The 22,070-nt window shown below is 43.8% G+C and carries 20 protein-coding genes; 17 read left to right on the top strand and 3 right to left on the bottom strand.

Annotation, left to right across the window (positions count from 1 at the left end):
- Positions 1-102 precede the first annotated feature (102 nt).
- The 8 genes from MHI51_RS16505 to MHI51_RS16470 all read left to right on the top strand — a co-directional run bounded on the left by MHI51_RS16505 (position 103) and on the right by MHI51_RS16470 (position 11,602).
- On the top strand, positions 103-870 hold the full coding sequence (locus MHI51_RS16505; protein ID WP_076190239.1) for a DUF1836 domain-containing protein: 768 nt from the start codon (positions 103-105) through the stop codon (positions 868-870).
- 90 nt (positions 871-960) lie between these two features.
- Positions 961-2,163 carry an MFS transporter gene (locus tag MHI51_RS16500; protein ID WP_076218066.1) on the top strand — a complete coding sequence of 401 codons (1,203 nt, stop codon included), beginning with the start codon at positions 961-963 and terminating at the stop codon, positions 2,161-2,163.
- Between the two features lie 185 nt (positions 2,164-2,348).
- The gene (locus MHI51_RS16495; protein WP_076218057.1) at positions 2,349-3,905 is read left to right on the top strand and encodes a TerB N-terminal domain-containing protein; all 1,557 of its coding nucleotides are present in this window, start codon (positions 2,349-2,351) and stop codon (positions 3,903-3,905) included.
- A gap of 15 nt (positions 3,906-3,920) precedes the next feature.
- The gene (locus tag MHI51_RS16490) at positions 3,921-5,240 is read left to right on the top strand and encodes an ATP-binding protein (protein ID WP_076126647.1); all 1,320 of its coding nucleotides are present in this window, start codon (positions 3,921-3,923) and stop codon (positions 5,238-5,240) included.
- Complete coding sequence (locus MHI51_RS16485; RefSeq protein ID WP_405173106.1) at positions 5,237-7,435, top strand: DEAD/DEAH box helicase; 2,199 nt, start codon at positions 5,237-5,239, stop codon at positions 7,433-7,435. Before MHI51_RS16490 ends, MHI51_RS16485 begins: the two co-directional genes overlap by 4 nt.
- A 172-nt stretch (positions 7,436-7,607) precedes the next feature.
- Positions 7,608-9,278, top strand: coding sequence for a spore germination protein (locus MHI51_RS16480; protein ID WP_076126801.1), 1,671 nt, complete (start codon positions 7,608-7,610; stop codon positions 9,276-9,278).
- Between the two features lie 37 nt (positions 9,279-9,315).
- On the top strand, positions 9,316-10,419 hold the full coding sequence (locus MHI51_RS16475) for a GerAB/ArcD/ProY family transporter (RefSeq protein ID WP_076218056.1): 1,104 nt from the start codon (positions 9,316-9,318) through the stop codon (positions 10,417-10,419).
- Positions 10,412-11,602 carry a Ger(x)C family spore germination protein gene (locus MHI51_RS16470; RefSeq protein WP_076218055.1) on the top strand — a complete coding sequence of 397 codons (1,191 nt, stop codon included), beginning with the start codon at positions 10,412-10,414 and terminating at the stop codon, positions 11,600-11,602. The genes MHI51_RS16475 and MHI51_RS16470 overlap by 8 nt, the downstream gene beginning before the upstream one ends.
- A gap of 76 nt (positions 11,603-11,678) precedes the next feature.
- Here the strand turns inward: MHI51_RS16470 and MHI51_RS16465 are convergent, their stop codons facing one another.
- Both MHI51_RS16465 and MHI51_RS16460 read right to left on the bottom strand, forming a co-directional pair.
- Positions 11,679-11,987, bottom strand: coding sequence for a DUF4190 domain-containing protein (locus MHI51_RS16465; RefSeq protein WP_076218054.1), 309 nt, complete (start codon positions 11,985-11,987; stop codon positions 11,679-11,681).
- Positions 11,988-12,011: 24 nt separating this feature from the next.
- A complete protein-coding gene (locus tag MHI51_RS16460; RefSeq protein ID WP_076126639.1) occupies positions 12,012-12,791 on the bottom strand; it encodes a GNAT family N-acetyltransferase in 780 nt (259 codons plus the stop codon).
- Positions 12,792-12,979: 188 nt separating this feature from the next.
- On the opposite strand from MHI51_RS16460, the gene MHI51_RS16455 reads away from it, so the two are divergent.
- Positions 12,980-14,200 carry an MFS transporter gene (locus MHI51_RS16455; RefSeq protein ID WP_076106745.1) on the top strand — a complete coding sequence of 407 codons (1,221 nt, stop codon included), beginning with the start codon at positions 12,980-12,982 and terminating at the stop codon, positions 14,198-14,200.
- A gap of 45 nt (positions 14,201-14,245) precedes the next feature.
- On the top strand, positions 14,246-14,764 hold the full coding sequence (locus tag MHI51_RS16450; protein WP_076218064.1) for a GrpB family protein: 519 nt from the start codon (positions 14,246-14,248) through the stop codon (positions 14,762-14,764).
- 16 nt (positions 14,765-14,780) lie between these two features.
- Here the strand turns inward: MHI51_RS16450 and MHI51_RS16445 are convergent, their stop codons facing one another.
- Positions 14,781-15,644, bottom strand: coding sequence for an AraC family transcriptional regulator (locus tag MHI51_RS16445; protein ID WP_076218053.1), 864 nt, complete (start codon positions 15,642-15,644; stop codon positions 14,781-14,783).
- A 257-nt stretch (positions 15,645-15,901) separates the two neighbouring features.
- On the opposite strand from MHI51_RS16445, the gene MHI51_RS16440 reads away from it, so the two are divergent.
- From MHI51_RS16440 to MHI51_RS16410, 7 genes are all read left to right on the top strand, one after another.
- Entirely contained in the window at positions 15,902-17,200 is a 1,299-nt protein-coding gene (locus tag MHI51_RS16440) for an alpha-glucosidase/alpha-galactosidase (protein ID WP_076132990.1), read from the top strand.
- 180 nt (positions 17,201-17,380) lie between these two features.
- On the top strand, positions 17,381-18,058 hold the full coding sequence (locus MHI51_RS16435) for a succinylglutamate desuccinylase/aspartoacylase family protein (RefSeq protein WP_076218052.1): 678 nt from the start codon (positions 17,381-17,383) through the stop codon (positions 18,056-18,058).
- Between the two features lie 156 nt (positions 18,059-18,214).
- Positions 18,215-18,595, top strand: coding sequence for a GntR family transcriptional regulator (locus MHI51_RS16430; RefSeq protein WP_076126630.1), 381 nt, complete (start codon positions 18,215-18,217; stop codon positions 18,593-18,595).
- On the top strand, positions 18,592-19,461 hold the full coding sequence (locus MHI51_RS16425; protein WP_076126629.1) for an ABC transporter ATP-binding protein: 870 nt from the start codon (positions 18,592-18,594) through the stop codon (positions 19,459-19,461). The genes MHI51_RS16430 and MHI51_RS16425 overlap by 4 nt, the downstream gene beginning before the upstream one ends.
- On the top strand, positions 19,454-20,089 hold the full coding sequence (locus tag MHI51_RS16420; protein WP_076280407.1) for an ABC-2 transporter permease: 636 nt from the start codon (positions 19,454-19,456) through the stop codon (positions 20,087-20,089). Before MHI51_RS16425 ends, MHI51_RS16420 begins: the two co-directional genes overlap by 8 nt.
- 17 nt (positions 20,090-20,106) lie before the next feature.
- On the top strand, positions 20,107-20,745 hold the full coding sequence (locus MHI51_RS16415; protein WP_076218050.1) for an ABC-2 transporter permease: 639 nt from the start codon (positions 20,107-20,109) through the stop codon (positions 20,743-20,745).
- Positions 20,746-20,826: 81 nt separating this feature from the next.
- Positions 20,827-21,921: a HAMP domain-containing sensor histidine kinase gene (locus MHI51_RS16410; RefSeq protein ID WP_036676951.1), complete on the top strand. Its 1,095-nt coding sequence runs from the start codon at positions 20,827-20,829 to the stop codon at positions 21,919-21,921.
- The last annotated feature ends 149 nt before the right edge of the window (positions 21,922-22,070 follow it).

Here is a 22,070-nt window from a genome sequence, read left to right as displayed (position 1 = left end):
ATCCCTTTCGTTCCTAAAATAGGTTATACTCATTATTATGAGTTCTTATGAACTATTCTACGAACTTTTCAGTAAAATATCAAATGGTGGAGGGAAACAGATATGGAATCATTTGCATTGACTCGTGTGGAGATGTCCAGTCTACTGCTCTCATTGACCGGATTGTCAGACCGGAAACCGCTGAATATCCTCCAAGAGGCATGGGCAAAGTTTCACCGTGAAGAATTACAAAAGGGGACTTCGTTGCCCGCTTTTTTATCAACCAATGTTCCACCCATATTACAAAAGATCATTAAAGGCGGCCATGTAAAAGGCTTTTCACTTGGTGAAATTGCTTCATTGGGCCATCTTATAGAGTATTCCACATTGACCGTCACAGCTATGCAAAATTGGGTCAAGCGCGACTTCAAGGAATATCTCGGTTCGCCTAAAGAAGGAAAGAAATATTCGGTTAATCAGGCGGCGCTTTTGTTTATTATCGATGATCTCAAATCTGCTCTTAACTTTGAAAGTATCCGCCAACTGTTCCAGCTAATGTTCCTAAAGCCGGATCGGGATGATGATGATCTAATTGAACCGGCCAAGCTGTATTACGCCTATGCAGGGCTTTTTGAGGAGATCAAAAGCAATCCATCGATTCAGACGCAATGTAAAGTAGATCAAGTGTTGCACAAGGAGTTCTCTTGGAAAGATGATACCTCATTAAAAAGCTCTATAGATCGTGTGATTAACCGGCTGACACATTTGTCGAGAGCGCAGAGAGAATCCGTTCGTAATATGCTGCTTATCGCCACAATTTCTGTGCAGACCTGTTATTTTCAATCGCTGGCTAGGCAATACTTTAATGCTGCTTTATTTCTTGATTTTTGAGCACTTCAATTTTAAAATGTATAAGTGAAACAATCAAAAGTAAGTTTATTGGTTAACAGGTTGAAATAAGGGGGCTTCGAAGTGAATCAAATGACACTGCTGCGGAATCCGAAACAAAGGAAATTACTCTTCAGCGCTGGCTTGAGCTGGATGTTCGATGCGATGGACGTCGGAATGATTTCTTTTGTTGTAGCAGCTTTAGCTAAGGATTGGAATCTGGGACCGGAGCAGATCGGTATATTGACTAGTATTAATTCCGTCGGTATGGCAGTAGGTGCTGCAGCGGCAGGGATATTAGCAGACCGCTTTGGCCGTAAACCGATATTGCTGTGGACACTCCTTATTTTCTCGGCGGCAAGCGGATTATCTGCATTTGCAACAGGCTTTGCGATCCTCTGTGTGCTTCGTTTTATTGCTGGGTTTGGTCTTGGCGGAGAGCTGCCTGTCGCTTCTACCTTGGTCTCAGAGAGCATGCCTGCTCAGGAGAGAGGCCGTGCGGTTGTGCTTTTGGAGAGCTTTTGGGCAGTCGGTTGGATTGCATCTGCATTAATCGCGTTCTTCATTATCCCTGATTATGGCTGGCGTATAGCTTTCGGAATTGGGGCTGTACCTGCACTCTACGCTTTATATCTAAGACGGGCGATTGATGATTCACCGAAATTTGCTGAGATTAAAAAGGCACCCGTTTCCTTAAAGAAACGAATCGCTACCGTATGGTCGCCAGAATATCGCCGTTCTACAATTATGTTGTGGATTTTATGGTTTACGGTGGTGTTCTCGTATTATGGCATGTTTCTATGGCTGCCTACAGTTATGGTACTTAAAGGCTTCAGCTTGGTCAAAAGCTTCGAGTATGTGCTTATTATGACGCTCGCTCAGTTGCCTGGATATTTTACTGCCGCTTACTTTATTGAAAAGTTCGGACGTAAATTTGTCCTAGTCATCTATATGCTGTTCACTGCGGTTAGCGCTGCATGGTTCGGAAATGCGACTACTGAAGGCATGCTGATGGCTGCCGGAATTTGTTTATCCTTCTTCAATCTTGGCGCTTGGGGTGGCATGTATGCTTATACGCCAGAGCTGTACCCAACGGCTATTCGTTCCACAGGCGCTGGTTTAGCAACTTCCTTTGGCCGGATTGGGGGCATTATCGCACCTTTGCTGGTAGGGGTTCTAGTAGGTAAATCTATGGCGATTGGCTCGATCTTTATGCTATTTTTTGTAACGATTATTATCGGTGCATTAGCGGTATTGTTCCTTGGCAAAGAAACAAAGGGAACCGAGCTTCTCTAAAATGTGATTCTGCATTACATACTTGATGTTAATCTATCAACAATGCTAAAATATCAAGAAGAAACGATGTTATCGTCCTGTATGGATGACCACTATTCACGTAAGAACAAAACGGTTCCTTCACAGTTGTGAACAGGACCGTTTTTTTACATTAATCCTTATTTATAAGGACGGAGCGATCGCACATGAGTAATGATAGGAAGCAACCGCATTTCACAGAATTAGTCTGGGAAAGTACGGAACAAAATGTACCGATTCCGCCGCGAAATTCCCCTGAACCTGCGCTGCCTAAGTCATCTTCTAAGAATAATGGCAAAACAAATTCAACCCCTGAACCTTCATTACAGCTGCAGCTTTGGGATACAGAGATGGAAACGCCGGAGCCTGTGACTACCACCGAAGGGCAGTTCGTAACAAGAGCGAAGGAATTAGTTGAAAAAACTGAGGACTCAGCGCTTTTTGTTCCTTTTAAGAGTTACTGGCCTACATATGGCCATATGACAGGCACGCAAAGCAGATGGTATTTTTATTGGCGGAATGAAGTTAGACAAGGCAGATATCTGAAAACAGATCTTTCTTATATTTTTCTGCATGTATATGAGCTTATTAATGGCGTGGGGTGGACTGACCCTAATGATGGCTATAGGCAGCTAAATCTGATCTGGGAAGCTTACCGGGAAAGTTATAAACGTTTGGATCAATATCTTGGCGGCTGGATCGCGGACTTCTCTTTTGTACATCATTTGGATGTCCCGCTTTCTATCATTGTGGCTCGTTCACGTGGTCTTGCAGGAGATCTGGCGGAGCTTGAATTAATGAGAGGCCTGACGGCAGCGCCTGAGCAGCTAACCTTCGCAGTATTAACGGCAATGTCGGACTATGATATTAGTAAATCCAAGTTCTACATCGGAGAAGGCAAAGAAGCTCTTGAACAATACATTCCGCAGGTCGTGGCGTTAATTAATGCTTATGTCACCCGGAAACACGGCTCCAATCTAGTGGAAATGTTTCCGCCTGGACCAGCGGTGATGCGGGAGCGTTATTTATTCCGTAGTGCCGTATATGATATTTCATTATATGGCTATTCTGTTCTTATACCGGTTGTACGTATTAGTAAATCTCCACCACTTCGCAGTCTGATTACAAGGCTATTTCGTCTGACTGAGAATAAACTCCGGGAACTGATGGGCTACCGCGGACGACTTAAAGGTATTAATGTAGATGCCGATATGGACGATTTGATCACTCGTTTTCTAAAGCGTGAGCACCTTAAAGAGACGCAGGAAGACAAAGGGCCGACAGTCGTCATAGATCCTGAGAAGCTAGAACGCCTGCAAAGTGATTCTGAAATTGTACGGACAATGCTTACGGTTGAGAATATGGACGAGCAAGATTACGAGGCTAGCGAGCTCGAAGCAACTATCGGTGAAATCGATCCAATACAAGATAGTAAGGAAGAATTGTTGCCTGTAGAGGTGATTGAAGAAGCTCAAGCGGTTAGCATAGGATCGGAGGCAGAACAGTTTGCCAATGCTTTAAGTCCACTACAACGGGAAGCACTGCTTGCTCTTTTGGATGAGAATGGAAGTCAAGCTTTACTGAAGCTGGCTGCTGCTAATGGCACGATGTCAGAGCTTCTAATTGATGAGATTAATGAGATCGCAATGGACATTCTTGGTGATCTGATCATTGAGGGGGAAGACATTGTTGAGGAATATATCTCTATGCTGCGCAATATTTAATGAGGTGAACTTTGGATGAGTGAATTAAAAATACCTAAACGAATGACAACTGCGCTAGTCAATTCGTTGACGGCAGGTGTTGTTCCGCGTATCGGACTAGAGCACATAGCCGTTGGCCGTCGGCCGGAGATTGAAGCCATATTAAGAGATATGGAGAACATTGCAGAGGGTGGGGCAGCTTTTAAGCTGATTACAGGCAAATTCGGCAGCGGCAAAAGCTTTCTGCTTCAGATGATCCGTAATTACGCGATGGATCGGGATTTTGTAGTAGCAGATGCTGACCTGTCCCCTGAGCGTAGGTTAGTAGGAACTAAAGGACAAGGCTTAGCGACTTACCGGGAGCTAATGAGCCATTTATCGACCCGCACACGTCCAGATGGTGGAGCGTTGGAGATCATCCTGCAGAAATGGATTATTACGCTACAGCAGTCCGTGATGCAGGAGAAGGAATATGGGCCTGATCACCCTCAGCTTGGTGAAGAAGTAGAGAAGCGAATTTACGCTGTAGCCTCTGAAATGCGTGGTTTGGTACATGGTTTTGATTTTGCCAAAGTACTCGCCTCTTATTGGAATGCACACAAGCTGGCCGATGATGACCAGAAACAGGATTCGCTTCGCTGGTTGCGAGGAGAATTTGCAACTCGGACAGAAGCCCGCAAAGCGCTTGGAGTTGGCGTGATTATTGATGATGATAATTGGTATGACTATATGAAGCTTTGGGCGGAATTTACTGCGGCTATTGGCTATAAAGGTCTGCTGCTGTTTATTGATGAAGGTGTCAATCTTTATAAAATTACGAACAGTATTTCCCGTCAGAGCAACTATGAAAAGCTGCTTACCATGTTCAATGATACGATGCAGGGGAAGGCAGAGAACCTTGGGATTTTTATAGGGGGAACACCGCAATTTGTGGAAGATGGACGGCGTGGATTATTTAGTTATGAGGCACTGCGATCGCGATTGGTTGCTGGCCGGTACGGGGCGGCGGGTCTGAACAATTATACTGGACCTATCATTGCACTGGACATGTTATCACACGAGGAAATTCTTGTACTGCTGCAAAAGCTTAAAGAGATTCACGCCCTACATTATGGTTATGAAGCACGTTTATCACAGGAACAATTGGTTCATTTTATGGAGGAAGCGGTTGGAAGATTAGGGGCTGAGGAACTCTTAACTCCACGGGAGGTAGTTCGTGATTTCATGGATCTGCTGCATACGCTCCACCAGCATCCGGAGATTACTTTTGAACAGCTAGTGGGCGAAAAAACGGCTAAGCCAGCTGAGACTGAGCAAAATGAACTGGATGGATTCCTGGCGGAGTTTGAATTATGAGTGATAATCCGTTCTATAGGCTGGCTCCCTTCATTAAAGAGTTTATTTATAAGAACCGCTGGGAGACTTTGCGTGAGGCACAGGTGGATGCCTGCCGGGTGCTTTTTGATACCCCGCATCATCTGCTGATTGCCTCAGGTACCGCTTCAGGTAAGACAGAGGCAGCTTTTTTTCCTGCGCTTACTGAGCTGTATGAACGTCCTTCCGGTTCGGTTGGCATTTTGTATATCGCCCCTCTGAAAGCTTTGATCAACGATCAATTTACACGTTTGAATGATTTGCTTCGTGAAGGCAACATTCCGGTGTGGCACTGGCATGGAGATGTACCACAAGCCGATAAAACAAAACTGGTGCAGAATCCTTCAGGCGTGCTGCAAATCACCCCTGAATCGCTTGAAGGATTATTGATGAACCGCCCGAATGCTATTCCAGCGTTGTTCCATGATCTACGTTTTATTGTCATTGACGAGGTGCATGCCTTTATGGGAGCTGACCGGGGGATCCAGGTGTTAAGCCAGCTGGCGAGAATCTCACGAATGGCGGGATGTCATCCTCGCAGAATCGGTCTATCAGCTACGCTGAGTGACTACGCTTCTGTCACAGAGTGGCTGGCGGCGGGCACGCGGGAGAGCGTTGAAGTGTCCGCTCCACAAGGCGGGCGTAAGCTCCGTTTAAGTGTGGAGCATTTCTCTTTCCCGGATGCACGGGATGAGGTGCAGGCAGAGCATTTAGAACGTGCGAAGCAGTCTTATTACGATTTTATTTATGATCATACGCATCTGAAGAAGGCGTTGATCTTCACCAACAGCCGTTCAGATGCGGAGACGGCGACCCTAGAGATGCGGAGAACGGCCGCGAAGCGTGGTGAACGGGATGTATTTCACGTTCACCATGGCAGCATCTCCGCGATGCTGCGTGAAGAGACGGAAGCCGCGCTGCGGCAAGGCACCGGACCGGCTGTTGCCGCAGCGACGTTGACGCTGGAGCTGGGTATTGATCTGGGCGAGCTGGAGCGAGTGCTTCAGGTCGGCGCTCCCTATAGCTGCGCAAGCTTTGTGCAGCGGTTAGGCCGCTCGGGCAGGCGTGGAGACGCTGCATCCGAGATGATCTTTGTCACGCCCGAGGAAGAGGACGAGGAAGCTCAGCTTCCGGCCCGGATGCCGTGGACACTGCTTCGAGCGATAGCGGTAATTGAGCTATATGTGCGCGAGAAATGGGTGGAACCCCTGGTCGTGCGTCAGCTGCCAGTTGGACTGCTGTACCATCAGACGATGAGCATTTTGAAAAGTATGGGTGAGGCCGAACCGGATGATTTAAAAGAAGCGGTTCTGAGTTTGCCTTCGTTTAAAACCATAGATCCTACTGATTATGATATTTTCATGACCTATATGTTAGGCATGGGACAAATTCAGAAGATGGACGAAGGCAGCTTGATCATCGGGATGGCGGGAGAGAAGATCGTGAATAACTTCCGCTTCTACGCGGTCTTCAAAGATGATGAAGAGCATGTGGTCTATAACGGGACTGAGGAAATCGGATCGATCACAACGGTTCCACCACCAGGCTACTGTTTTACTCTGGCAGGTAAGCTTTGGAAGGTAGAAGAGGTGGATAATCGCCATAAAGCCGTTTATGTGAAAACCTCACGCGGCAAAGTAGATACGTTGTGGCTTGGTGCGGGTGGGGATGTACATACACGCATCATGAACAAGATCCGTGAAATCTTAGGAGCCACTTCATTGTATCCGTATTTAGCTCCGAGTGCGGCTGCGCGTCTTGAACGAGCCCGTCGTTTAGCGAAGGAAAGCGGAATGCTTGTGCGGTCCGTTATGCCGGCGGGTGGAGATTCCATGTTCATTCTGCCCTGGGCCGGTAGTCGGCAATTCCGTACGCTGGAGCGCCTTCTGAAGAACAACCTGAAGAGCCCTCTGGGACTGCGTTCTATCGTTCCCATGGAACCTTATTATATGGTCGTTGCGGGTAAAACAGATGCAGAAACGCTGGAAGCAGAGATCATTGCCGAAAGTATGGCTGCCACAGATCCATTATCATTGTTATCCCCAGATGAAGCACCCTATCTCGGAAAATACGATGAGTTCATACCGCATGAGCTGCTGCGCAAAGCTTTTTCCTTGGATGGATTAGATGTCCCGGGTTTGATTGAGGTTTTAAAGCAGTGGCAGCAACCTAATTAACCTTAAGCAGTACCTGTTGAAAATACTCTAAATTGCAGACGTCCGCTTATGCGGGCGTTTTGTTATGTCCGGACCAATGCTGATATATGAACTTTCCTTAAGTTTCAAATGTTGCATAAGAATAGGGTGGAAGGAGAATAGTACTAACAGATTCCTATAGAGGATGATTGCGATGTGGCCTAAAATAGTCTCTTATATTCCGGACTGGACAATTTTTATGCAGGCGGCGATTACGCTGCTCTTTCCCGTAGGGATTTTTTATCTTTACAGGCATTTGTATTTTTATGTTGGAAGCGGACGCTCCAAGGAAACAGAGGCCAAATCACAGGATGCGGAACTGAAGAAGAATGACAATCGGGAAGTAAATCCGCAGCCTCCTGTGTCTACTGCTTTTACCCAGGACTATGATGCCGATCTGACAGCGATAAAAACGGCATTGGGGGAGAACAGTGATGTACATTTTCGTGAATTCTCAGTTAAAGGTATACAGGCACGTGCCGCATTGGTCTATGTAGAGGGGATGCAGCACGAGGAGCTAATCAATCAGCAGGTGCTGCAGAATCTGATGTATGCCGGCGAAACGCAGGCTTCAGAAGGAATATACAACTACTTGAAACAGAATATGCTCCCCTTAGCTCAGCTTAGTGAAGCCAAGGATTTAGACCAACTGCAGGAGTTTGTCCTATTCGGATACACTGCGCTGATTGTCGAAGGCATGCGTGAGATGTTGCTGGTGGGTTCTCCGCATGGATCCGTGCGCGCGATTACTGAGCCAACCTCGGAGGCTTTACTGCGTGGGCCTCGGATTGGCTTTACCGAGGTGCTTAGTGAGAATACCTCTATGCTGCGGCGCCAAGGGCTTAATAAGAATCTGGAAATGAAAATGGTTGAAGTAGGCAGCGAAATCAAGAAGAACCTGGTTATCGCTTATATGAAAAACATTGTAAATCCTGATCTGCTCCAGGAAGTGAAGGAACGTATCTCCAAAATTGATATGGACTTTATTCTGGAATCCGGCTATGTGGAACAGTTGATCGAGGATGATTATTTAAGCCCGTTTCAGCAGACACAGAATACGGAAAGACCCGATCGGGTAATTGCTTCCTTGTTAGAGGGAAGAGTCGCGATTTTGCTGGATGGCACACCGTTTGCACTCGTTGTTCCAGTGACGTTCAGTATGCTTTTGCAGTCTCCTGAGGATTATTATGAGCGCTGGATTCCGGGTACACTTTTGCGGATACTCCGGTTTTGCGCATCATTTCTGGCTCTGTTGGCTCCGGCGCTGTATATTTCCTTTATCTCTTTTCATCCGGGACTGATTCCTACACAACTGGCGATCTCCATTATCGAAACACGCCAAGGTGTACCCTTTCCTGCATTAATTGAAGTGTTGATTCTGGAAATTTCCATTGAAATCTTGCGTGAAGCTGGAATTCGGCTGCCGAAGCCCATAGGTCCGGCAATGGGGATTGTCGGAGGTCTAATCATTGGAGATGCCGCGGTACAGGCTGGTATTGTGAGTCCTTTTTTGGTAATTGTTGTAGCCGTGACAGCGATCTCTTCGTTTTCCATACCGATGTACAGTGCGGGGATTACTCTCCGGATCTTACGATTCGCAGGCATGTTATTTGCGGCGGTCCTGGGCATGTTCGGAACCATCCTTTTCTTCCTGCTTATTTGCAGCCATCTGACTCGGCTTTCAAGCTTTGGAGTTCCTTACGTCACCCCTATTTCCCCTTTCCGCTTAAGTGACTGGAAGGATTTGTTCGTTCGTGCACCGTTATCGATCATGAAGCGAAGACCGGAGATGCTGAAGACCCAGAAGAAAAAACGCAGGTCCTAGAGAATGTATTCTTAGCAGGAGCAGAGGGGAGACCACAGTGTTTAAACGAACTGATGACAAGATCACAACCTCGCAGGCTTCTATAATCTTGACCAATTCAATGCTAGGTGCGGGAATTTTGACTTTGCCCAGAAATGTTGTTAAGGCTGTGCAGACTCCCGATGCCTGGATTTCAGTAGTGCTGGGAGGTATCGTCGTATCTTTGGTCATATTGGTTATGGTGAAGCTTAGCCAGCAATTTCCAGGGAAGACTGTCTTTCAGTATTCTAAAAGAATTGTTGGGAATCTTCCAGGCAGTGTAATGAGTACAATATTGATTCTTTACTTTATTGTGATTGCGGGTTTCGAAATCCGCGTTCTGGCGGAAGTAACATTGTTCTTTCTTCTGGAAGGAACTCCGATCTGGGCAATTGTAATGCCGTTCATCTGGGTGGGCACTTATTTGGTCTATGGTGGGATTAATTCCATGGCCCGCGTGTTTCAGATTGTATTTCCGATCAGTATTTTTATCCTGATTATTTGTTATATCTTAAGTGCCAGAATATTTGATATCCAGCATTTACGTCCTTTTTTGAGTGAAGGGCTGATGCCGGTGATCCGAGGCATGAAGTCGAGCATCCTGATCTTTACCGGTTGTGAGGTTGTGATGACAATGACGGCCTTTATGGAACATCCGCAGCAAGCGGTCAAAGGAATGATGGTCGGTTTAAGTATCCCGCTGGTACTGTATCTGGTTACTGTTGTGATGGTTATCGGCGGCCTATCCATCAATTCTGTAATCACCAGCACCTGGCCTACGATAGATTTGGTACGGAGCTTTGAAATATCAGGGTTCTTTTTTGAACGATTTGAATTTCCGTTGCTCGTCATTTGGCTGATGCAGATGTTCTGTAATTTTTGCAGCTTTTTCTTTAATGCATCACTTGGCATCTCCCAGGTATTCCACCTAAAGATCCATCCGGTTATGTTCGCTTTAATGCCCATCATCTTCATCTGTACGATGATCCCTCAGCGCATCAATGATGTCTTTAGTCTTGGTGATGCGATTGGCTATATGGGTGTGCTGATCTTTATAATGCTGCCACTGTTATTGTCGATTGTATTAATCATTAGGAAGAAAGGACTCAAGCAGAATGTTTAGACAGCGGGTTATTCGCCTACTATTGGTATTCGTGATTCTGCTTACGCAGTCTGGCTGCTGGAGCAGTAAGGAGATTGAAGACTTGAGTGTTTATACGGGATTGGCGCTTGACAAGGGGGAGCCGAAAGGAGTCGAACGGGAGTTTGAGGAACTCGGAGGAAGCTATTTTAAGAAAAATAAATTGACGGCTACGGTACAAATTGTGCCTGAAAAAATACTCGGAAACACTGGCAAAGATGGCGCAACACCCAAAACTCATTATCACAATATTTCTGAGACAGGGGATTCTCTGCTTGAGATATTCCGCCAAATCTCAATACGTAAGAACCGTCCGATTATAGGTCATCACCTCAAGGTTGTTGTCATATCTGAGAAACTGGTGCAACAGGAGAAGATCAGACGGCTAATGGACTTTTTACTGCGAGATAATGATATCCGCCCTAGCTGTCTTATATTTCTTAGCCAAGGGCCTGCGTCCGACACACTTAAAACAACCTCGGAGGAGATTCCATCTTTTCGTCTGGCAGACATGATTCATAACCACTTCAGAACCAGTAAAGTTATGAAGGGCATAACGTTGTCTAATCTAGATGCACTTATGTACTCCAGGCAAAGCTTTGTTTTACAAAACATCGTGGAGGCACAGGGTGAGGTCGAATTTTCCGGAGCAGGTATTATCAAGGGAGACACAGGACAGTGGATTGGCAATATTGATCAACAGGATGTGGAGAGTATAGCCTGGATCAAAGGGGACATAAAAGGTGGGAGCATTAAAACCTATAATCAGTTGAATGAAGCGATTACTTATGAAATTAAATCAGTTAAGAGCAAGATTACGCTGAAGGAGACTGCGGATGAGAAGTTCTCTATTCATGTAGCCATTGAGTCTGATGGACGTCTTATTGAGAATTGGGATGATAATGAGCATTCCGCGGAAGTTGCCTATTTCAAAGAATTGGAGAAGATATTCGAGGAGAGATTAACCGAAAAAATCAATGCTCTTATTCACAAAATGCATTCCACCTATAAAGTAGATGTGGCAGGGTTCGGAAATTGGTTTAGCATAGAAAAACCGCAGGTTTGGAAAAAGATCAAGGATCATTGGGACGAGGAATTTATTCGGATGCCATTGACCTTTGATGTTAAGCTTAAAATCACCGATTTTGGTTCCACGACTGAATGAAGGGTTCACTTGATAGCGTGTTAACTCGAAAAAGGATCTCAGCAGCCGATGATGGCTATTGAGATCCTTTTCGTGGTTAGTAAGTAGAAGCTGCAAAAACAAACACAACGACGAATAATATAATAATTGCGTACATCAGCGTGCCCACAATTCCACATACCAGGCCTGCAATCGCTAGGCCTTTGCCTTGTTCATAACGATTACGGATTTCCTTCAGCGATAAGGCGGATAGAATAATCGCAATAATTCCTAACAGAAAACCAATATAAGGCACAACAATAGAGAGGATTCCCAAGACAAAACCAGCGATTGATTTACCATTCGTCGGTGCCGGAGGGGGTGGAGGCTGATAATAGTTCAAATTGTCGTTTGTTGGATAGCTCATTAAAATCACCTCCAATAGAAATTGTTATTGAATGTAGTTAATCCAGTGCTCTAGCTGCACACAAGGGACAAGCCCAATAGATTCAGCTAGACGAATGGACGCTTGATTTCTTTCAAGGACGTGATAGCGTGGAATAAAGCCTCGTTCTAACGTTTCTTGTATGGCTGTGCGAACTACCATTTTCGCGTATCCGTATCTTTGAAATGCTTCTAAAGTATGAACAGCGCCGATTTCCCAAATCTGCTCTTCATTTCGGAACGCTAGGCAGGTACTAACCGGATTGTCGCCCTGAAAGATTGAAACGGAAAACGCTCCTTTTTGGAAATATTCCTCAATTTCTTCCTTATTGTAATGGTTAGCAGCCCAAAGTGGAAGTAGTCTGTCGTCAAATGAATGATTGATTGACACCTCTTTGTCCTTACTATACCTTAACCCCTCAGTTGTGCTGTAAGAGAAAAACCCCCGAGTTTTTTCTAAAGAAAAATGCGCAGACAGTGCCTCTTGGTACTTCACATCCTGTAGTTTAAAAACAAGCTTCGCCTGTGCTGGGAGCAGTGGTAGTAAAGCTGGAAATATATCGGGGCAGCTGTAATCCAAAAATACGATGTAATCCGCTTGAGGATATACCCTATGATCATATGCGTATGCTGTGGCTGGAAGAAGTAATACAATACCCCACTGATCACCATGCTCAACTAGATGTGTTTCCATGACTTCGTGGAAGGAGTTTAACATTTTTAACAAGCTTACATTCTTTAAGGGATTCGTTTGTAATTTGTTTATGATTCGTTCGTTCTGGTGCACGTCCATCCACTCCTAGCTCAGATTTATATATTTTACTATAAATTGTACTTATGCAGATATTTATATTTTTTCCTTTACTAATCATTAATCTATTGAAGAAGGAAGGTTGACATTGGCTGTTATAATATATTAGGGAAAATAAAGCTCGCTGTTTGAAGCAGCATACGTGAACGGAGGCACATAATTTCATGACACAATCTATCACAGGCGCTGCTGTTCGTGTAGGAGAAGGTCTATCTAAGCAATTCATCCTAATTCTAGCCATTGCATCAGGACTAAGCGTGGCAAATATGTATTATAATCAGCCGCTCCTAGCTGAGATAGGACGCACATTTAATGCTTCCTCTAACGCAGTGGGATATGTATCGATGCTTACTCAAATCGGCTACGCGCTGGGAATGTTATTTTTTGTTCCACTAGGTGACATTCGTGAACGCAGAACACTGATATCAGGACTTCTTATTGCTGTATCACTGTCACTAATTGGTTTCGCTACCGCACAAAACCTCACTTGGATGTATATCGCCAGCTTTGCTATCGGCATAACTACGGTGGTGCCGCAGGTCATCATTCCTCTCTCGGCTGAGTTAGCTTTACCGGAGGAGCGGGGGAAGGTTATAGGCACTGTAATGAGCGGATTGTTTTTTGGTATTTTGCTAGCAAGAACAATATCCGGAATTATAGGGGATATGTTTGGCTGGAGAGCGATGTACTGGATTGCCGCAGTAGTCATGTTATTGTTATCCCTTATTCTTTATCGGCTAATCCCGGCAACGAAACCAGACAATAATTCCTCGTACTCAGATCTGCTGAAATCAATGGGGCAACTGATTCGCAGATATTCGACGCTTCGTGAGTCATCTTTAATTGGGGCCTGCATGTTTGGCGGCTTTAGTGTGTTCTGGACTTCTCTAGCTTTCTTTCTGGAAGGAGAACCTTATCACTACAGTAGCTCTATTACAGGATTGTTTGGTCTTATTGGTGTAGCAGGTGCTGCTGGTGCTCCATTTATCGGGAGGTTAGCAGACAGAATTGCTCCTAAAAAGATTGTAGGAATCCTACTGTTAATTACATTAATTGCTTACGGATTTTTTGGTTTAGCCGGATTTACGATCTGGAGTTTGATTGCTGGAGTTATTATTCTGGATCTTGGGGTACAGGGGTCACAGGTCAGTAACCAAACACGGATATATGCACTTGAACCAGCGGCTCGCAGTCGTATTAATACTGTTTTTATGGTCAGCACTTTTACAGGTGGAGCGATTGGATCCACGCTGGGAAGTTTTGCATGGCAGCATTGGGGCTGGAGTGGTGTCTGCTTAATGGGGGGAACGCTGGTTGTAGCCGCTTTATGCATATGGATCGTCTATAGAGTGATCGAGAAAGAGGATATACCAGAGATTAGCTAGAAACGGATTACAGTACCTTTTATTATACCCGGGAGGTGTTTGATCATCGCTGAGAAGACGAAAGTTATAGAGGTTGTCCCGTATAACCCAGAGTGGAAGGCAGAATTCAATAGATTAAAAGAACAGCTCTTATCTTATGTCGGAGATCTTATTATTTCTATCGAGCATGTGGGCAGTACTTCGATTGAAGGGCTAGCTGCTAAACCTATCATCGACCTTGATCTTGTGATGGACAGCTACGATGTACTCCCACAAATCATAGAACGTTTACAACAGCATGGATATGAACACCAAGGGAACTTGGGAATAGAGGGAAGAGAAGCGTTTCAAAGACTTCAGGATGATGGATTTATGAAATATCATCTGTATGTATGTCCTAAGGATGGAAAAGGCTACTTGGAGCATATCGCTTTCAGAGACTATCTGCGATCGAATACAGCAGCGCGTCAAGCGTATGCAGAGGTCAAAAAACGCTTGGCAGAACAACATCGTTATGATATTGATGCTTATTGTGAAGGAAAGACAACGTTTGTAAGCTCAATTTTATCTAAAGCCATGAAATAAACGTAAGATACATCAATCACTTGCCCGTTCGAAGATGATTTCGAAATTCACTGGGAGACATGCCGCTCCACTTACGGAACTGCTTGGAGAAGTATAACGCGTCATTGAAACCGACCGAGGAAGAGATCTGGTCGATGGTCAGCGTGCCTCCTAGCAGTTTTTTTGCTTTATCCATACGAACCTTTAATAAATATTGTTTGGGAGACATGCCGATCTTTTGTTTAAAGACTTTAGAGAGGTGCGCCCTATGATAGCCTAGAGACGATGCCATATGGTCGATACTGATCTGTTGATGAAACTGTAGAGAAATCCAACGGATCGCTTGATCGATCTGACGGTCGATAACATCCGGTAATTCTATCGATTGAGAGGGAAGCGAACTTATGTTCGCAACACCGAATTTGTGCACTAGCAGCCGCAGCCAACCCGAAGCTTCTAAGCTCTCCAGTCGAGGATAAGCAGATTGCTGAAAGGATAAACGAATATGTTCATATACTTTATGTATCTCTATTAGGTTATCTAAGTGGATTATTGGCTTGTCCCTTGTAATTCCCACTTCGTGTAGTAACTGTTCAACCGCTTCCCCTTGTAAGGCCACCCATACATATGTCCACGGACGATCCATGTCTGCCTGATAGCTAAATAACGCCCCCGGAAAAATAACAAAGGTATCCCCCTTACTACATCCCTGCGAATTACTGCCACTTTGAAAAACACCTTCCCCATCAATTACTGTGTGAATGAGATAGTAATCATGAACAGATGGGCCCATTTTATGGCCAGGAACGGGTTTGCCTTCTCCGCTGAATAATACAGATAGGTCATGATCATCGGGAGCCAGATTAAACCCTGCTGTAAAATGATAATGCTCTAAAGCCATTTACTTAGAACCTCCCCAAGATTGCTTTTATAATACATTTAGATTATAGGATTGAATATACAAATGCAACAAACGTCCATATATCTCTTGTATTTCTCCATACTCATTGGGACCGCTCTCATTTATAGTGATTAGTGAAGAGAGCAGACGGTTATGATCTGACATCCTAGTGTTTATAAGGGGATTATAGTTTACTCTACTCCATAAAACTGCGATGTTAATACCGTTCACCTCACCTATAAGGAGGAATATTTCACATGTCTAAAATTACATTTATCGGAGCGGGTAGCACCGTATTTGCCAAAAACGTGTTGGGAGATTGTATGAGAACGCCAGCCCTGCAAGGGTTTGAACTTGCCCTGTATGATATTGATCTACAACGCCTGAAAGATTCCGAGAATATGCTAAATAATATAAAAGAGAGCAGCGGCAGCACTTGTGTTGTGAAATCCTATACGGATCGTAAAGAAGCTTTGCGTGGAGCTAAATATGTCATTAATGCAATCCAAGTGGGAGGCTACGATCCTTGCACCATCACAGATTTTGAAATTCCGAAGAAATATGGCTTGCGGCAAACGATTGCGGACACAGTTGGCATAGGTGGGATTTTCCGTAACCTGCGTACTATTCCAGTGATGCTGGACTTTGCTGCGGATGTACGGGAGGTTTGTCCGGACGCACTCTTTATGAACTATACGAATCCTATGGCAGTTCTGACCAATGTGATGAATACCTATGGCGGTGTAAAGACGGTGGGATTATGTCATAGTGTGCAGCATTGTATTCCGGGCTTGTTCGAGCATCTGGGTATGGATCAGACAGGTGTTCAGGCTAAGATCGCTGGGATTAACCATATGGCTTGGTTATTGGAGGTTACTAAAGACGGCGAGGATTTGTATCCGGAAATTAAACGCCGTGCCGCTGAGAAGCAACAAGAACATCACGGAGACATGGTCCGTTATGAAATGATGCTTAAATTCGGTTACTACATTACGGAATCTTCGGAACATAACGCAGAGTATCATCCTTATTTTATCAAACGTAATTACCCTGAGCTTATCGAACGGTTTCAAATTCCACTCGACGAGTATCCACGCCGCTGTGTAGATCAAATTGAACGTTGGCAACAAATGCGTGAAGAATTGGTTAATAACAAAGAACTTAAACATGAACGTTCGCATGAATATGCGTCTTATATTATGGAAGCTATCGAAACTAATGTGCCTTTCAAAATAGGTGGCAATGTTATGAATACAGGTCTCATCACCAATCTGCCAAAAGAAGCATGTGTAGAGGTCCCTTGTTTAGTAGATAGAAGCGGAGTAACTCCGACCTACGTGGGAGATCTGCCTCCACAGTGCGCCGCACTGAATCGTACAAACATTAATACACAGTTGTTAACGATCGAAGCAGCGATTACCCATAAGAAAGAGCATATCTATCACGCCGCAATGCTTGATCCACATACAGCAGCTGAATTGTCGATGGATGACATTACAAATATGTGCGACGAGCTGATCACAGCCCATGGAGACTGGCTCCCGGCGTATAAATAAATTAACTAGTTAGGACTAAGGAAGCCTGAGAAATCAGGCTTTTTTTGATTGTATTTCTACGAAAAACGAATGCTATCTTTAAAAAAGACCACGTCGTTTCTTCTTGCTTATCTGTCTAGGACAACTGGGGGACATCGGAATACACATATATGGATTATCTAAATGTGGAGGTGATCCTTTATGATCGTTGAAAGCTATACCTTAGCATCGTCCACAGCTTATGCTACTCCTTATTATGTGATTAGAGGTGAGCTTCCTGGTCCTGTCTTTATGGTGGTGTCGGGGATACATGGGAATGAGACAGGAAGTATTCGTGCCGCACAGATCATTGTAGAACGTTTTAACCAGAGAAGGTTGTATATACACCGGGGCACGATCATTGTAGTACCTCTAATGAATCAAAAAGCTTACCGCAAACGGATCAGAGGTGTACCCGATTTAAACCGCACCTTTCCACGTTCTAGCAAAACAGCGGCAAAACATCCATTAGCTTCAGCTTTGCTACAGCTAGTACTAAGATATCGTCCCACCTGGTTTCTGGATCTTCATGAAGCAAATGGGTTGTCACAAAAAAATCCGAAGCGACTTGGCCAGTCGATCATCGTCACTCCGGGAAGCCGAGGAACAGGTACAGCAAAACGTGTCATCAAAGGCATTAATCGAACGATTCCCAAAACCGCTTATCATTTTAATATCCGTATACGGGAGCGCCCCGGCTCCTCAAGGGCAGCCGTTACCCGTATATTAGGGGCTAAAGCATTTACTGTGGAAACCTGCTGGAGCCTTGATCGTGAGCTACGGATTCGCTATCAGATAGATATTGTTAGCCGTTTTTTAAAAAGTGCGGGATTATTGTGATAGAGAAAATATCTGATAACTGTGTAAGCTGGTTCTTAGATCCTAGGAATCAGCTTTTTCGCCGATACTAGAAAGTTAATTGACAACAATGGGTATAGTGTATATATTACATATATACATTGATAACACATAAACTAGGAGTGAGGGCACGATTCCATGAACATATTGATATCCAACACTTCCGGTGAACCCATCTATGCACAGATTGTCAGCCAGATCCGCCAGATGATTCTGCAAGGAGAGTTAGTGTCTGGCACCCCATTACCTTCTATCCGGCTATTAGCCAAAGAGCTGCAGATTAGCGTAATTACAACGAAACGAGCCTATGAAGAACTGGAGAGAGAAGGGCTTATCAATTCAATTGTGGGGAAAGGTTCCTTTGTTTCTGGTGCAGATCAGGAGTTTATTCGGGAACAACGGCTACGGATTATGGAGAACAAAATGAAGGAGATTATCGACGAGAGTAAAATGCTGGGGATTAATTTTGCTGAGTTTAGTGAGATGTTGAAATTGCTTTATGAGGAGGAGACAGAATGAAAGAAGTCATTCAATTGGACCAAATATCTAAAAAATATGGCCATTTTAGCCTATGCGAACTTACGTTCGGTATTAAAGAAGGGTATATCACGGGGCTAATTGGACCGAATGGGGCAGGGAAAACAACATTAATAAAAATGATGATGGGGATGGTGTTTCCTGATCATGGCAGCGTCAAGATTTTTGACCAGGAGATGTCTATCCATGAAGCAGAGAATAAGGATCGGATTGGCTATGTCTCCGATGAGAATTACTTTTACGATCAATTAACCATCGATCAGATGAGTAAGATTATTGCTCCTTTTTATAGTCGTTGGGATCAAGAAACGTATAGGAAATACATAGAGATGTTCAAGCTTTCCCCGCGGAAAAAGATTAAGGAGCTCTCCAAAGGAATGAAAATGAAGTATTCGCTCGCCATTGCCTTATCACATGGTGCAGATCTGCTCATAATGGATGAACCTACTGCAGGACTTGATCCTATATTCCGAAGAGAGTTGCTTGATTTGCTTAGTGAGCATATCCAGGATGAGAAGAAGTCTATTCTTTTTTCAACGCATAATACGACTGATTTGGACCGGATCGCGGACTATATTGTTTTTGTGAACGAAGGGCACCTAGTATTTAATGAAATGAAAGAATCTCTAGCCAACAAATACATGCTGGTAAAAGGCAATAAAGAGTTGCTTGATCGGGATGTACGAAAATGGTTCATCGGGCTTAGAGAGACGGAAGTTGGTTTCGAGGGGCTTCTGAACAATCGCTCTGAGGGGGAACACTTCTTTAGAGGTCATGCCATATGCGAAACGCCTACTCTGGAAGAAATCATGTATTTTACGGTAAAGGGAAACGCTTTGTATGTTTAATCTCTTGTTGCTGATTCGAAAAGATTTTATTCTCCTGCGGAATTTTATCCCTATATTTCTCTTGAGTATCTTGTTCATCGCATATGTTCAACTGGATAACTCCAGCATGTTTGCTACTTTTCAATCTTTACTGTTGCTCGTATACTCCTGTTCTATGGATGCACAGAATAACAACACAAAGTTTGTGATAGGGTTACCAGTAAGACGGCAAGAGATTATCTTGGCTAAATACTTATCACTTATTCCTTATTGTTTCATCGGTTTGGTTTGCTCTTTAGCTTTGTTACTAATTTCCTTTTCATTTGGATATTCCATTAGCCCGTTTTATTGGATAGGGGTATCTTTAACGTTACTTATGATTCCTTTGGCTGCGTCTATTTATCTGCCGATTCATTATTGGCTTGGTTCCAAAAACTATTACTTCAATATCCTTTTTAATGTAGTAATAACGATTACCACCCTGAACACTGGATCTTCACTCTCAAATTCATCCTTTTTCTTAACAATTACCGACATAAAGCTGCAGGATCATCTGTTGTCGATTGGTTTGATAGGGATTGTTTATCTCTCCATATTGTACTGCTCTTATAGGATTTCACTACGATTGTTTAGCAAGGAAGAGTTATAAGCTAAGGAGGACGTAAAGTGTATAAATCATTTTTTTTAATTCAAAAAGACTTCATTCTTCTGCGTAAATTTCTGATGCTGCTAATCCCCTTTTTTATTTTTATAGCTTACTCGAACTATCATAGCTTCAGTTTATTTACGGTAATGCCACCCATGCTGTTATTGATAAGCTCCTGCTCAATGGATACTCAGCAGATGACACAACGGTTTCTCGTTAATCTCCCTGTAAGGAGACAAGAGCTTGTCCGTGCCAAATATTTTTCGATCCTCCCGTATGCGCTTGTTGGGCTGGCAGCCACGTCCTTTACCTATCTCCTGATTATTGTAACAGGTAAAGCCGTAACCCCTCATTTTTGGCAAGAGGTTGGTATTACGTTATCCATATTCCCTCTCCTTGCGATGCTTTATTTACCGATTCATTACTGGTTAGGGGCAAAGGGAGCGCAAGTGGTTAATCTTGTTTTTATGATGATTGTAATGTTTGGACCGAACGTGTTTAGCTTTTTGATCCAGTGGATACCTGATGTGAACAGATGGCTGAGTTTTGGAGTGAAAGGTACAGTCATTCCCTTTATAATCCTAGGGCTGGCTTATGTATTCTTGCTTAGCTGTTCATATATCATTTCTCTGCGGATTTTTTTGCGGAAAGATCTTTGATTCGAAGGATTTGAGATTTTGAATGAATTCATATACCATTGTCACTACAAAGATAAATAGTAGGGGAAGGGTATACAACCAATGCCTAAAATGATCTATAGCTTTCGCACAAAAATGATTATGCTGCTGATGGCCAGTATGCTTGTATCCGGTGGAATTACCTTTTCAATCTATAAAATTCTGCAGAGATATTATCGATCAGAGGTCTTATTAGAAAATCCATTGACTAAAGTTCGCTACTTGATGCGGGATATCGGTGATGTTAATGCATTTCTGATTATCTTCATTCCTTTGGCCATCTTATTCTTTTTTATATTTACTAAACCATATGCAAATTATTTCAAGGAAATCTCGAAAGGGATCCATCAGCTGGCGTCGGGTGATTTCTCGGAGCGGGTAGATATCCCATCTAAAGATGAATTCGGCCTTATTGGCCATGATATCAATCTGGCTATTGACCATCTTCAGGAAGCTATTGAGCGGGGCGACTTTGCGGAGAGCAGTAAAGATCAACTTGTATTAAATCTGGCACATGATCTGCGTACACCACTTACCTCGGTTATAGGTTATTTGGATTTTATCCTGAAGGATAATGAATTAACGCCAGAACAGACCAGACATTACACAACGATTGCTTATACTAAATCTCAACGTTTGGAAAAATTAATTGATGAGCTATTTGAAATCACAAGAATGAACTATGGTAAGCTTACGCTTGAAAAAACCTCGATCGACCTGAGTGAGCTTCTTTTGCAGTTAAATGAAGAGTTATATCCCGTTTTTGAGAAAAATGGTCTTACTTCCCGCTTAGATGTAACCCAACCTCTGAAGATAGAGGGTGACGGTGAGCTGCTGGCACGTGTATTTGAGAATCTCCTCACCAACGCAGCGCGATATGGAAGCGACGGCCAATTTATTGATATTCATGGGTATTTAGAGGAAAATGAAGTCGTTATTGAGATCATTAACTATGGAGATTGTATTGATCCGGAAGAGCTGCCGCGTATTTTTGATATGTTCTACACCGGGGATCGAGCGCGAACGCATCCCACAGGGAGTACGGGACTGGGCTTATTTATCACTAAAAACATTGTGGAACAACATGCTGGAACAGTTTCTGCACAAAGCAGTGTAGTGCGGACGATGTTTGAAGTGCGGCTTCCACAAAATAATTGAGAACGAAGTCAAGTGTCGACTGGGCAGGAGTAAAACCGAGACTACGTGATCTTGTGGTTTTACTCCTTTTTTAATGGTTTGGTCAGCAAACAGGATGAATGTTACGGACATTTATTTGAAATTTTTAATAAATCGTGATATTATTAGCT

This window comes from Paenibacillus sp. FSL H8-0260 (assembly GCF_045040625.1).
GTDB classification, from domain to species: domain Bacteria; phylum Bacillota; class Bacilli; order Paenibacillales; family Paenibacillaceae; genus Paenibacillus_AQ; species Paenibacillus_AQ odorifer.
Note: the sequence above shows the minus strand (reverse complement) of the source record. Positions and strands in the feature narration are given on the sequence as shown.